Source organism: Flavobacterium sp. FlaQc-47 (assembly GCF_044006475.1).
Classification (GTDB): Bacteria; Bacteroidota; Bacteroidia; order Flavobacteriales; family Flavobacteriaceae; genus Flavobacterium.
This window is the reverse complement of the sequence record NZ_JBIPCQ010000002.1, coordinates 154,211-168,036: the sequence shown is the minus strand read 5'-3', so window position 1 is coordinate 168,036 and position 13,826 is coordinate 154,211. Positions and strand designations below refer to the sequence as shown.

The following is a 13,826-nucleotide window of genomic DNA, read 5'->3' as shown; positions in this document are numbered from 1 at the left end:
ATATTTTTGCATCACTATGGCAAAACAAGAAGATTTATTAAAGAATGTGGTTTCGCACGCAAAAGAGTACGGATATATTTTTCCGTCAAGCGAAGTATACGATGGATTGAGTGCAGTATATGATTACGCACAAAATGGTGTCGAATTAAAAAAGAATATCCGTGAATATTGGTGGAAATCAATGGTTCAGATGAACGAGAATATTGTAGGACTTGATGCTGCAATATTAATGCACCCAACGACTTGGAAAGCTTCAGGACACGTTGATGCTTTCAATGATCCGTTAATTGATAATAAAGATTCAAAGAAAAGATATAGAGCTGATGTTTTAGTAGAAGATTATGCTGAAAAGTTAAATCTAAAAGCTAAAAAAGAAATCGAAAAAGCAAAAGCTCGTTTTGGAGATGCATTCAACGAAGAGGAATTTGTTACGACAAATGCCCGAGTTATTGAATATTTAGCTAAAGAAACAGAAATTAGAGAGCGTTTAGGACGTTCTTTAGGAAATGGAGATTTAGAGGATGTAAAAGCTTTAATCGAAGAATTAGAAATTGCTGATCCTGAAACCGGTTCAAGAAACTGGACAGAAGTGCGTCAGTTCAATTTAATGTTCGGGACAAAATTAGGCGCTTCTGCAGATACTGCAATGGATTTATATTTGCGTCCGGAAACGGCTCAGGGTATTTTTGTGAATTTCCTGAACGTACAAAAATCAGGTCGTATGAAAATTCCTTTTGGAATTGCTCAAACGGGTAAAGCATTTAGAAATGAAATTGTTGCAAGACAATTTATTTTCCGTATGCGTGAATTTGAACAAATGGAAATGCAATTTTTCGTTCGTCCGGGCGAAGAAATGCAATCTTATGAATACTGGAAAGAAACTCGTTTAAAATGGCATTTGTCTCTAGGATTAGGAAAAGAGAATTATCGTTTTCACGATCACGAAAAATTAGCACACTACGCAAATGCTGCCGCTGATATCGAGTTCAATTTCCCATTTGGATTCAAGGAATTAGAAGGAATTCACTCGCGTACCGATTTTGACTTAAAAGCGCACGAAAAATTCTCAGGTAGAAAACTACAATATTTTGATCCGGAACTGAATGAAAATTACGTGCCATATGTAGTTGAAACTTCAGTAGGATTAGATCGTATGTTTTTAGCTGTTTTTGCAACTTCATTAAAAGAAGAAACTCTTGAAGATGGTTCAACAAGAACGGTTTTAAAATTACCATCAGTTTTAGCACCAACAAAAGCCGCTATTTTACCATTAGTTAAAAAAGACGGATTGCCGGATATCGCGAAAAAAATCATCGACGATTTAAAATGGGATTTTAGTGTGGCATATGATGAAAAAGATGCTGTAGGACGTCGTTACAGAAGACAAGATGCTCTTGGAACGCCATTTTGTATTACAGTAGATCACCAGACAATCGAAGACGAAACAGTAACAATTCGTCATAGAGATTCTATGAAACAAGATCGTGTTAAGATTTCTGAATTAAAAGATATCATCGAAAGTGAAGTTTCAATGAAAAACTGGTTGATGAAAATGTAAATTTTTAAACTATTTTATATAAAACCCAAATTCCATATCGGAATTTGGGTTTTTTTTTAATTATAAATGTGTATTTTGTCGATGATATTTGCATTTCATCTTTATATTTTAACATTTGTTTATAATGTGTTAACAATGAAATGTTTGAGCAATTGAAATTCGTAATTTTAATAGGGATAAAAACGCAAAAAAATAATTTTTTTTCAAGAGTATTGATCCAGCTTAAATCAATAGTGGTCAACGGTTCATGAAAAATTAATAAAAACCAATATTGAAAAAGTATTCGTATATTATTATTGACGATGATGCTGAAAGTATTTTGGAAACCAAAACAATTGCTAATGGTTTTTCAGAATTGACTTTTTTGGCGTCGGCTACGAATTATCAATCAGGTTTGGATTTGGTTTTAGAATACAAACCGGCTATTGTTTTTTTAGAAATTGAACCTGAAGATGTATCAAGTAAACTATCGCTTGAGCTTATAAACGAACTTCACAGGTTTTTATCTATTTTACCCAAAATAATTATTACAACAAAAAAAAAGGAACTCGCTTATGAGTCCATTCAATATGGGGTTTTTGATTATTTTTTAAAACCGGTCCAGCCAATAGATTTTATAAAGACCATTTTAAAGGTCAAAAAAAATGTGTCAGAAACTAATTCAGTCGAAATAAGAAACGAAAATAGTACTTCTGTTCTTCCGTTAATACAAACCTCACAAGTTGCAGAGCAACCGCTTATTATATGCATTAAATCATATGGCGATTACCGGTATATTAATTCTAATGATATTTGTTATTTTCAGGCAGATAATAATTCAACAGACATTTTCCTGAATTCCGGCGATATGATCACAGCATTTAAAACATTAAAGCATTTTGAAGCTATATTATCACATCCATTTGTAAGAATTCACAACAGTTATATTATCAATAAAAATTACATTTCGAGAATTCATAACGGAAACTCAGTTTGTTACATAAAAAACTCTTCAAAAAAGATTCCTTTTTCTAAAACCTACAAATCAAATGTCGATTTAATTATCGCTGATTTTTCTATAGGAAATTACTTAGAAGTCTAATAATTAAGCATTTACATTAATTTACTGTCCATTGACTATCAATTGGGCATGATCTACCATAAACCTGTTTTTTTGTATAAATTTTCTTTGAATTTGGAACTAGTTTTACACCATGATTCGCACAAAGCGATGATTCTCCAAAACAAAAATCAAAAATTTAATACCCCCAAATCATGAAAAAAGCAGCTTTAACATTCGCATTAATTTCTACAGTATTAGTAGCAACTTCATTTGAAACTCCAGAAAAAAAATCAATTTTGCATTCAGATAATATAGTTAGTATCGATGGTGGTGGCGGTCAAAAAACAACACCAATGGGTAAAAAGCTTGACGTTTACGGCACTTCAGATTTTAAATCATCTTCTAAGCAGTCAAATAGTTTTAATTATGACAGTCAATCAACGAGATCTATGATAAAATTAGACTAATACTAATAAAATAATATAATAAAGGTTGTCAATTTTTGGCAACCTTTTTTTATGTCCATAGTTTTAGTATTTTTGATAAAAATCAAAGAGATACATTGAAAAAACATTCTCAGATATTATTGTTTTTACTTCTTGTACTATTTGGTTGTACCCATAAAAGTGCGCAAAATGAAAATGTAAATTCTTCAAAAGATAGTCTGCCTATATATCTGTCACTGGCGGGCGATATTAATTTGCCTTATAAATACAAACAAAAATATAATCAGAAAGCATTTGATGTAATTATGAGGCAAAGTGATGATTCTATTAATAGAGTAAATTTGTTTAAAGTTGCTAATCGTTATTATAATATGAGCGATTGGAAATCATATCAAAAAACATCAAAAGTAATTCTCGAAAAATCCATAAAAAGTAAAGATTCGTCTGGTATGGCTAAGGCTTATACTTATTTAGGAGATTATTATAGATCGCAAACTATTTCAGATAGTGCTTTCTTAAATTACTTTAGAGCAGAAAAAATATATTTGAGAGTAAAGGATGAATTTAATCTTGCTAAAACTTTTTTACTTAAAGCAGATTTACAGTTTTCCGAAGCAGATTATTTTGAAAGTGAGATAACTGTTTTTAAGGCTCTTAAAATTTTGAAAAAGCAAAAAAATGTTAATAATCAACTTTATGATTGTTATAATCTTTTGGGAGTATTATACAATGAACGTGAAGAGTATAATAAAGCCCTGGAGTTTCATAATAAAGCATTATCTACTTTAGATGATAAATCAATTCCATTAGAATTACAATTGAAGGCAACTTCATTAAATAATATAGGATTTGTTTATTTAAGTATGGCTAATTATCAAAAGGCAAAAATGTATTTTCAAAAAGGTTTGGAACAAAAGGATTTATACGAAGATAGTGTCACATTATATGCTATGCTTTTAGATAATTTAGCCTATTCTAAGTTTAAATCAAAAGAATCTAATGGACTTCCCGGGCAATTTTATGATGCTTTGAGAATTAGGGATAGTTTAAATCTTACATCAGGAATTATCTTAAATAAAATACATTTATCTGAATATTATGAATATAAAAAAGATACACTAAGAGCGTTTCAATTTTCTAAACAAGCTTTAAATTTATCCCGAAGTTCAAATAAATTAAGTAATACATTAGATGCTCTTAAACAGATTGCCATTGTTGATCCAAAGAATGCTCCGAAATATTCAAAAGAATATATAGAAATTAATGAAAAATTAGTAAAAGCGGAAAGAAAAATGGGGGAAAAATTCTCCCGTATCGAATATGAAACCAGCGAAATAAAAGATCAGAATTCGAATCTGCAGGAGAAAAATAAAACTTTAATTTACATTTTTAGTATTTGTACTTTAATAGGTTTGTTTTTTTATGTTTACAAAACACAACAAGCAAAAAACAGGGAGTTACTTTTTAAACAACAACAGCAAATTGCAAACGAGGACATTTATAATTTGATGATTTCCCAGCAAAACGATATTGAACTCACTCGTATTAAGGAAAAGAAAAAAGTAGCGCAGGATTTACATGATGGCGTTTTAGGAAGAATGTTTGGAGTCAGAATTAGTTTAGACAGTCTGGATAAAGTGGATGAGGCAGATGCAGCACCAAAAAGAAAAAAATATTTAACAGAACTAAAAAATATCGAACAGGATATCCGTGAAATTTCCCACGATTTAAATAGAGAGAAATCCGAATTAATTAATAATTTTATTGCGATTTTAAACAAATTATTCGAAGATCAACAAAACACCTACGATTCAAATTTAATTACCACTTTTGATTCTAATATAAAATGGGATTTGGTAAGCAATGCCGTTAAAATTAATTTGTACAGAATTGTTCAGGAAGCGCTTCAGAACTGTAATAAATATGCAGATGCAAATACCATTACAATTGAATTTAAAAGCGAAGTAGATCATTTAGTTGTTTCAATTTTTGATGATGGAGTTGGCTTTAATCCCCAAAAAACAAAAAAAGGCATAGGATTGCATAATATTCAATACAGAGCAGCAGAATGTAAAGGTACAGTTGCCTTAAAATCAGCAAAAGGAGAAGGAACCTTTCTTGTAATCAAAATCCCAATAGATCAGAAAATTAACCTACACAATACATGATAGTTGACTCAAATGCCACAGATTCTCAATTAATAAAAAAAAATATTTTAATTGTTGATGATCATCCCTTTATTATCGAAGGATATAAAAATGCGATAACGCGTTACAATCCGGAACAATATGAATTTTTAATCCTGCAGGCTCATGATTGTAAATCAGGTTATGATTTAATTCAGGATGAGAAAACTCCAGAATTTGATGTAGCATTTTTAGACATTAGTATGCCGGCTTATGAGGAAAAAGATATTTTTTCAGGCGAAGATCTGGCAAAGCTAATCTTAGATAAAATGCCACGTTGCAAAGTTATTTTATTAACAATGTATACAGAATTACTGAAAATCAAAACGATTATCAGAACCATAAAACCCAATGGCTTGGTTATTAAAAACGATCTTACCTTTGATGAATTGCTTTATGCTTTTGATAAAGTGATGAAAAACGATAAATATTACAGCCAGTCAGTTCAGAAAATACTTGATCAGTCGCCTCATAATTCAATTGAAATTGATGAGTTTGATAAACAGATCTTGTTTCATTTATCAAAAGGAACAAGTGTCGAAGATATGCCACATTATATTCCGATTTCATTAAATGCAATCCAAAAACGTAAAGTAAGCCTGAAAGAATTACTCAAAGTAAAAGGTTCAGATGAAGAATTAGTGAAAGAGGCCAGGAGTAAAGGGCTTTTTTAAGAAATTCCAAATAAAAAAATCCAAATTCCAATGACATGATTAGTATTGGAATTTGGAATTTTTTTATTTGAATTTTAAGAATTTATTCAGACAAAGCATCCCAACCACGGGCTTTTAAAGGAATCTGAGTATTGGCACGTGTCACGAGATTTATTCCTTCGCTTTCGTCAGCCATATGACCAATAACAGAGAAATTAGGATTTCCTTTTATCTTGTCAAAATCATTAATGTCGATTGTAAACAGCAATTCATAATCTTCACCGCCATTAATTGCAACCGTTGTACTGTCAATATTGAACTCTTCGCAAGTCGAAATAAATTGCGGATCTAACGGAAGTTTGTCTTCGTATAAATTACAACCCACTTTTGATTGTTTGCACAAATGAATAATCTCAGATGATAATCCATCCGAAATATCAATCATCGAAGTTGGTTTAATTTCAAGTGCATGTAATAAAGTACGAACATCTTTGCGGGCTTCCGGTTTTAACTGGCGTTCGATCAAATAACTGTACATATCAAGATCAGGCTGACTGTTTGGATTCACCTGAAAAACCTGTTTTTCACGTTCTAAAACCTGTAATCCCATATATGCAGCACCAATATCACCTGTTACAACCAGTAAATCCGTTTGTTTGGCACCGTTTCTATAAACGATTTCCTCTGCATCAGCTTCACCAATTGCGGTAATACTAATAATTAATCCTTTTTGCGATGAGGTTGTATCTCCGCCAATAACATCAACTTTATATTCTTTTGCAGCGTGTGTAATTCCTTCAAACAATTCTTCCAGAGCTTCAAGTGGAAAACGGTTAGAAACCGCCACAGAAACCGTTATTTGCGTTGGTCTGGCATTCATGGCACAAATGTCAGATATATTTACAACGACTGATTTGTATCCTAAATGTTTTAATGGCATATAAGCCAAATCAAAATGCACACCTTCAATCAATAAATCGGTAGAAACCACTACTTTTTTATCTTTAAAATCAAGAACAGCAGCATCATCGCCTATACTTTTTAAAGTAGATTCCTGAGTCACATCAAAATTTTTGGTTAAATGTTCAATCAGGCCAAATTCACCTAATTGCGCTAAACTTGTACGTTGCGGATTTTTATCTTCGATCATTTCTTTTTAAGTTCCAAAGTTTGTAAGGCGCAAAGGTACAAAGGTTTTATCGAATTAATGGGAAGTTATCATTGAAGGCTTTATTTATGTGTAAAGAAAGGCTGCTGTAAGCTTTTTTATATAGTGTCAAATTAATTTACACTTAGCGATTGAAGAAGGTTTTAGTTTTTAAATTTTGTATGCAGAGACGCAAAGCAGTGCGTCTCGGCTTTGTCTATTTGAATTTCTTTTTAGAAACAACATTTTTTTCCGATCTTTAAGAGATATAAAAAAGCAAATTATGAAAACATTTGATATAGTTACCTTGACCGTAAATCCTTCGGTAGACAAAAGCACCCATTTTTCAGGTTTAATTGCTGAACAAAAAATAAGATGCAAAGAGCCGCAATTTGATGCTGGCGGTGGCGGAATTAATGTTTCTAAAGCTATTTCCCGCCTACGCGGAAGTTCATTAGCAATCTTTACTTCCGGCGGTCCGGTGGGCGAAATGCTGAAAGACTTAGTGAAAAAAGAAACAGTAGATTTTGAAGCCATTGAAACAGAAACTGCAACTAGAGAAAATTTTATTGCAGTTGATGATAATACAAATTCCCAATATCGTTTCGGATTTACCGGAGATGTTTTATCAGATTCGGAAATTAAAAAAATCTTAGAAACGATTTCAAATCTAAAACCTAAATTTATTGTAGCAAGCGGAAGTCTAAACGAAGGGTTATCATCTGATTTTTATCAAAAAGTAGCTGAAATTGCTAAGAAGTCAAGTTCAAAATTAATTGTAGATACTTCCGGAGAAGCTTTACAGAAAGTTTTAGAAACCGGAGCATATCTGATAAAACCAAATGTAGGCGAATTAGCAAAATTAGTGGGAGTTGAACGCCTGGAAATGGAAGAAGTCAATGAAGCTGCCAAAAAAATAATTGCAAAAGACGGAGCCGAAATTGTAGTAGTTTCACTTGGACCTCAAGGTGCAGTTTTGGTCACAAAAGAGGATTATGAATATGTTCCTGCACCAAATGTTGCCAAAAAAAGTACCGTTGGTGCAGGAGATAGTATGGTTGGCGGAATGGTTTGGGCAATTTCACAAAACAAAAGCCTGAAAGAAGTAATTCGCTGGGGAGTTGCCTGCGGATCTGCTGCAACAATGAATGAAGGAACACAATTATTCAAATATGAAGATGCCCATCGTTTGTTTGAATGGCTGAAGAATAAGTAATTTAAGTTATGGGTTATGAGTTATGAGTTATGGGTTATGAGTTATGGGTTTTGTCCTAAACCCGAAAGGTTTTAAAACCTGTCGGGTTTGCTGTAGCGGAAATAAAATGGTGTTACGTTGTGTTAGATGCACTGATGTGCGTCTCTACTGAAATAAAATAACAGAAATTTTCTGTTTTTTTTATTTCCTGTTGACAAACCGTTGTCACCAACCCTCAATAATTTTGGAGTATTAAAATAATTAAAACTTTAAAACCATGCAAACATTAGCTGCCCAAGTAATTACTCCCGAAGATTTATTGAAACACTGGCAAGGTCATCGTGCCCTTACACGTCGCGTAATTGAGTTGTTTCCTGAAAAAGATTTTTTCGAATTCTCAATAGGAGGAATGAGATCTTTCTCTAAACTGACAGATGAACTTTTGGCAATTGCAGTTCCGGGACTTAAAGGAATTGTAAACAAAGAAGAAAAAGCTTTTGCCGAAGAATCAGAAAAATTGATATTTAAAGCACAATATCTTGAAAAATGGGATGAAGCAACAGCCGAAATCAATCAGTATTGGGAAAAATTATCTATTGAAGATTTCAATGAAACCTTTAATCTTTTTGGTCAATATGAATTTCCGGTGATTCAGAATATCTTGTATTTTATTGAGAACGAAGTACATCACCGCGGACAAGGATATGTGTACCTAAGAGCTTTAGGAATTGAACCTCCTTTTTTCTGGGAAAGATAAATTCTTTTACAGATTACTAATAAAAAAAACTCCTGGGATGAATTTCAATTCGTCTTAGGAGTTTTTTTATGAATGTCTTTTTTTATATGTTTCAATAAGTTCCAGTACTCTGGTTCTGAGTGTTTCTGGTTCAAGGATTCTGGCATAATCTCCAAACATCAATATCCATCTCGGAAAACCTTCCTGTATATCACGTGACATGAATGTCATTTCGATTTGGTTTCCTATTTCTTTTTCCGAAACAAAACCGTGATATTTTTGTTCGTAACGAAGATAATTAAGCACTTTTTTCTCTACTAAAATCCGAACTTTTGTAGTTGGTATTGTTTCGTTTTTAACTAAATACGTTTCTAAAGAATCATGTTCGATTGTAAAATCAAATTCGGTTTTTTTAATGCCTTGAATTCTGTCAGTTCTAAACTGTCGGTAATCTTTTCGTAAATGACAATAACCCAGAAAATACCAATTATTATGATCATGAAAAACGCCAACGGGTTCAATATTTCGTTTAGTGGGTTCTTCGGCTTCTAAAGTTTTATAACATAAAATGATTTGTTTTTTCTCCGCTATACTTTCAAACAAAAGTGCCAGAGTATTTGGCGAACTGTCATGAAATAAAGGCTCTGCAGCCTGCATTAAAATTCTCGATTCAACATTTGAAAGCCAGTCTTTATCCGTACCTCTCAAAACCGATTTCAACTTATACATCGCCGATGCATAATGCGATCCCAATGAAGGATCAGTAAATTTTTGCATCAGTTTTTCGGCAGCGATAAAACTGCTTACTTCTTCACGCGTAAACATAACCGGAGGTAATCTGTAACCATCCATTAAAGCATAACCAACTCCGGCTTCACTATAAATAGGAACTCCCGAAGCTTCAAGAGTTCGGATATCGCGATAAATAGTTCTTAAACTAACATCAAAACGATGGGCTAGTTCCTGTGCTTTTACAATTTTTTTAGATTGTAATTGAATCAGAATAGCGACAATGCGGTCAAATCGTTTTGGGGTTTCGTCCATTTTTTTTTTGGAGATTTAAAAGGTTCAGAGGTTCAAAGATACAAAGGTTCAGAGTTTAAAGAAATAATAAACTTGTTCCAAATTAGGACAAGTATTGTCCAAAACAAAAAACTGAAAAGTAAATTATGTGTTACATCTACTATAAATAAAAAAAGCTGTCCCAAATTGAGACAGCTTTTTTTGAAGGTTTAAGCGATATAAATCTAGAATCTGTACAACAATCCAAATTGTGGCTGATCGAAAATGTTTTCAAATAAATTAATGTTTAAATTAAATGTATCTGATGATGGTCCATTTTCAGGAGAAACACTATTATACGCTAACACATTAGCCAATGTAAAAGTTACCGCAATGTTTTTGGTCACAAAATAGTTTAAACCAACAGTGATATCCGCCGTAATACTGTTGTCTGTATCATCTTCAATTCCTGTAATTTTAGTCTTATTGCTTCCAAAACCTAAACCAGCTTCGGCAAAAGCTTTAAAACGTTTTTTGTCTAACTCTAAAAAGTAGTATCTCGCAAAAGCACCAACTCCGAATACGTTGGTTTTTGCTTGTGGAGCTGCTTCTTCTTTTTCACTGGAGTAATTTAGTTTTGCTCCAACAGCAAATTTGTCGTTTAGTAAATACCCAAATTTTGGACTAAAACCATAATAGTCTGATTCGCCGCCAGTACTAATTTTAATAGAACCTTCAAGGAACATATCTCCTTTTTCAAAAGTAATTCCTTTTGCAGAGTTCATTTCTGTTTCTGCTTCCGCTTCTGTTTGTTGCGCATTTGCAAATGAAAAAGTAAGCATTGATAAAATAATAAAAAATTTAGTTTTCATAATTATAACTTTTAATGTTTGTAAGATTAAAGTTATATTTTAAAATTTTAATTTTTCTTAAAATGTAGTCATCTGCGTTAAAAATGAAAGTTATTGAGTTAAAAATCGCCCCTTTAATAAGTATTTACTTATATGGTTTTAAGGTCAAAAACGTTGGTTTTGTTGAGTTGGCAGGTCATTTACTGATTAAAATATGGATTCCATTTCAACAAAAAACCCAACAACTTTCGTCATCGGGTTAAATCTATATTCTTTGTTATTTATTCTTTCTTCTAAAAAAATAAAAACCTAATCATTCAATTTCAAAACAGCCATAAACGCTTCTTGCGGAATTTCAACGTTTCCTACTTGTCTCATACGTTTTTTACCTTTCTTCTGTTTTTCAAGAAGTTTACGCTTACGTGAAATATCTCCACCGTAACATTTTGCGGTAACGTCTTTACGAAGTGCTTTAATGGTTTCACGAGCAATAATTTTAGCACCAATTGCAGCCTGAATCGGAATATCAAATTGTTGTCTTGGGATTAATTCGCGTAATTTCTCGGTCATTTTTTTACCGATGTTATAAGCGTTGTCTTCGTGAATTAAAGCAGAAAGTGCATCAACTGTTTGAGCATTCAAAAGAACGTCCAGTTTTACTAATTTCGAAGTTCTCATTCCTATCGGAGAATAATCAAAAGAAGCATAACCTTTAGAAACTGTTTTAAGACGATCATAAAAATCGAATACAATTTCGGCCAATGGCATATCAAAATTCAATTCAACACGTTCTGTTGTCAAATACGTTTGATTAGTAATTACACCACGTTTCTCGATACATAAACTCATTACGTTTCCAACAAAGTCAGCTTTTGTAATGATTGTTGCTTTGATATAAGGTTCTTCAACTCGGTCTAAACGTGAAGGTTCAGGTAAGTCAGAAGGATTGTTTACTACAAATGGAGTTTCAGGATCTTTTTTGGTATAAGCCAAATACGAAACGTTAGGAACCGTAGTAATTACAGTCATATCGAACTCACGCTCTAAACGTTCCTGGATAATTTCCATGTGAAGCATTCCTAAGAATCCGCAACGGAAACCAAACCCTAACGCTGCAGAACTTTCCGGTGTAAAAACTAACGAAGCATCATTCAGTTGCAATTTCTCCATAGAAGAACGCAAATCTTCATAATCTTCAGTATCAACTGGATAAATTCCGGCAAATACCATTGGTTTTACATCCTCAAAACCCGTAATCATATTGGTAGTAGGTGTTTTAGCATCAGTCAGCGTATCCCCAACTTTTACATCTTTGGCTTCTTTAATTCCAGAAATCAAATAACCAACATCACCTGCGGAAATTACATTTTTAGGAACCTGATTTAATTTTAAAGTTCCAATTTCGTCCGCAAAATATTCATTGCCGGTAGCCATGAATTTAATTTTTTGCCCTTTTTTAATCTGTCCGTTTTTCACACGGAAAATAACTTCAATTCCACGAAACGGATTGTAATGTGAATCGAAAATCAAAGCTTGTAACGGCTCATCAACATTTCCTGACGGAGGTGGAATTTTTTCGATAATGGCAGCCAAAATATTTTCAACACCAAAACCTGTTTTTCCAGAAGCATGAATAATATCTTCTAATTTACATCCTAATAAATCAATAATATCATCACTAACTTCTTCAGGATTCGCACTAGGTAAATCAACTTTATTCAAAACCGGAATAATTTCCAGGTCGTTTTCTAAAGCTAAATATAAATTAGAAATCGTTTGTGCCTGAATACTTTGTGCCGCATCAACAATCAAAAGTGCCCCTTCGCAGGCAGCAATAGATCGTGAAACTTCGTATGAAAAGTCAACGTGACCGGGAGTGTCAATTAAATTTAAAATATATTCCTCTCCTTTATAAGTATATTCCATTTGAATGGCGTGACTCTTAATAGTGATTCCACGTTCACGTTCCAGGTCCATGTTGTCAAGCAATTGAGCTTTTTCTTCACGAGCTGTAACGGTTTGTGTAGCGCCTAATAATCGGTCAGCCAATGTACTTTTACCGTGGTCAATGTGTGCAATAATGCAAAAGTTACGTATCTTCTTCATTTTAATATATCAATTCTCTAAACGAGTTTTTAAGTAATTTTCAGGGTATAATTTACGCTGTAACAATTGCTGTTGAGCGTGTTATTAAGGCGCAAAGATAGCGCAAAGTTTTGGATTCTGGAATGCTGTTCTTATATAGTTGGAATCTGAATTTTAAAACCACCTTTAAAACTCGAAATTAAACCCTTTTTCAGTCAGTTTTTTATAAATATCAGGATCAAATTTGTACAATTTTGCGGCTCTGTGCGAAACATCCTGTTGCTTTTCGTCAAGCGCAACCAGTAATTTCATGTGCAGAATTTTTCGGCGGAAATTTGACTTATCAAGCTCAATCCCTAATATTTCTTCATACAAATGCATCAATTGCAATAAGGTAAATTTTTCCGGTAACAGATTGAATCCAATTGGAGCCTGACGAACCTGATTGCGCAATTGCATCAAACTAAATTCGAGTATTTCGTTATGATCAAAAATCAGCTTTGGTACATCTTTAATCTTGTGCCATTTTGCTTCAATTACAGAATTGCCGGCCTGAATATTATAATCTTCCCGGTTGACCAAAGTATAATATCCAACCGTTATCACTCTCGTGCTTTTTACACGATCCGGGTCAGTAAATGCTTTTAGCTGTTCCAGATAAATAGTATCAAGACTGGTAAGTTCATATAATATTCGTAATGCAGCATTGTCAACACTTTCATCCAGATATAAATTTCCTCCCAAAAGCCCCCATTTTCCAATACTTGCTCCTTCGGCATGTTGGACTAACAGTACTTCGAGGTTTTTTTTATCGAAAGAAAAAATAACACAATCTATTGAAATGCCGTCTATAACCTGTTTTTTTTCAACCGTTATATCAGGATCAGATTTGAGCGTACTTTTTGAAGATGAAGGTTCCATTTTG

General features: G+C 32.9%; 13 protein-coding genes. 8 read left to right on the top strand and 5 right to left on the bottom strand.

Features of this window, described 5'->3' with window-relative positions; translation table 11 throughout:
• Positions 1-16 precede the first annotated feature (16 nt).
• The 5 genes from ACHRVX_RS06790 to ACHRVX_RS06770 all read left to right on the top strand — a co-directional run bounded on the left by ACHRVX_RS06790 (position 17) and on the right by ACHRVX_RS06770 (position 5,906).
• Positions 17-1,558 carry a glycine--tRNA ligase gene (locus ACHRVX_RS06790; protein ID WP_395330562.1) on the top strand — a complete coding sequence of 514 codons (1,542 nt, stop codon included), beginning with the start codon at positions 17-19 and terminating at the stop codon, positions 1,556-1,558.
• 271 nt (positions 1,559-1,829) lie between these two features.
• Positions 1,830-2,639, top strand: coding sequence for a LytR/AlgR family response regulator transcription factor (locus ACHRVX_RS06785; protein WP_395330560.1), 810 nt, complete (start codon positions 1,830-1,832; stop codon positions 2,637-2,639).
• A 173-nt stretch (positions 2,640-2,812) separates the two neighbouring features.
• A complete protein-coding gene (locus ACHRVX_RS06780; protein ID WP_395330558.1) occupies positions 2,813-3,067 on the top strand; it encodes a hypothetical protein in 255 nt (84 codons plus the stop codon).
• A gap of 95 nt (positions 3,068-3,162) precedes the next feature.
• Positions 3,163-5,214, top strand: coding sequence for an ATP-binding protein (locus ACHRVX_RS06775; RefSeq protein ID WP_395330556.1), 2,052 nt, complete (start codon positions 3,163-3,165; stop codon positions 5,212-5,214).
• Positions 5,211-5,906, top strand: a complete 696-nt coding sequence (locus tag ACHRVX_RS06770) for a response regulator (protein ID WP_395330554.1) — start codon at positions 5,211-5,213, stop codon at positions 5,904-5,906. Before ACHRVX_RS06775 ends, ACHRVX_RS06770 begins: the two co-directional genes overlap by 4 nt.
• Before the next feature lie 82 nt (positions 5,907-5,988).
• Here ACHRVX_RS06770 and thiL read toward each other — a convergent pair whose 3' ends face one another.
• The gene (gene thiL / locus ACHRVX_RS06765) at positions 5,989-7,035 is read right to left on the bottom strand and encodes a thiamine-phosphate kinase (RefSeq protein WP_395330552.1); all 1,047 of its coding nucleotides are present in this window, start codon (positions 7,033-7,035) and stop codon (positions 5,989-5,991) included.
• A gap of 280 nt (positions 7,036-7,315) precedes the next feature.
• Here thiL and ACHRVX_RS06760 point away from each other — a divergent pair, with 280 nt between their 5' ends.
• A complete protein-coding gene (locus ACHRVX_RS06760) occupies positions 7,316-8,248 on the top strand; it encodes a 1-phosphofructokinase family hexose kinase (protein ID WP_395330550.1) in 933 nt (310 codons plus the stop codon).
• A 256-nt stretch (positions 8,249-8,504) separates the two neighbouring features.
• Positions 8,505-8,984 (top strand): DinB family protein, encoded by a 480-nt coding sequence (locus ACHRVX_RS06755; protein ID WP_395330548.1) that lies wholly within the window; start codon positions 8,505-8,507, stop codon positions 8,982-8,984.
• A gap of 66 nt (positions 8,985-9,050) precedes the next feature.
• On the opposite strand, the gene ACHRVX_RS06750 is transcribed toward ACHRVX_RS06755, so the two are convergent.
• Together ACHRVX_RS06750 and ACHRVX_RS06745 are read right to left on the bottom strand one after the other, a co-directional pair.
• Positions 9,051-10,007 carry a helix-turn-helix transcriptional regulator gene (locus ACHRVX_RS06750; protein ID WP_395330546.1) on the bottom strand — a complete coding sequence of 319 codons (957 nt, stop codon included), beginning with the start codon at positions 10,005-10,007 and terminating at the stop codon, positions 9,051-9,053.
• Positions 10,008-10,210: 203 nt separating this feature from the next.
• Positions 10,211-10,837: an outer membrane beta-barrel protein gene (locus ACHRVX_RS06745; protein ID WP_395330544.1), complete on the bottom strand. Its 627-nt coding sequence runs from the start codon at positions 10,835-10,837 to the stop codon at positions 10,211-10,213.
• An 83-nt stretch (positions 10,838-10,920) separates the two neighbouring features.
• On the opposite strand from ACHRVX_RS06745, the gene ACHRVX_RS06740 reads away from it, so the two are divergent.
• On the top strand, positions 10,921-11,079 hold the full coding sequence (locus ACHRVX_RS06740; RefSeq protein WP_395330542.1) for a hypothetical protein: 159 nt from the start codon (positions 10,921-10,923) through the stop codon (positions 11,077-11,079).
• A 46-nt stretch (positions 11,080-11,125) separates the two neighbouring features.
• Here the strand turns inward: ACHRVX_RS06740 and lepA are convergent, their stop codons facing one another.
• Entirely contained in the window at positions 11,126-12,922 is a 1,797-nt protein-coding gene (gene lepA, locus ACHRVX_RS06735; RefSeq protein WP_395330540.1) for a translation elongation factor 4, read from the bottom strand.
• A gap of 165 nt (positions 12,923-13,087) precedes the next feature.
• Positions 13,088-13,822 (bottom strand): NrtR DNA-binding winged helix domain-containing protein, encoded by a 735-nt coding sequence (locus ACHRVX_RS06730; RefSeq protein WP_395330538.1) that lies wholly within the window; start codon positions 13,820-13,822, stop codon positions 13,088-13,090.
• Positions 13,823-13,826 lie beyond the last annotated feature (4 nt).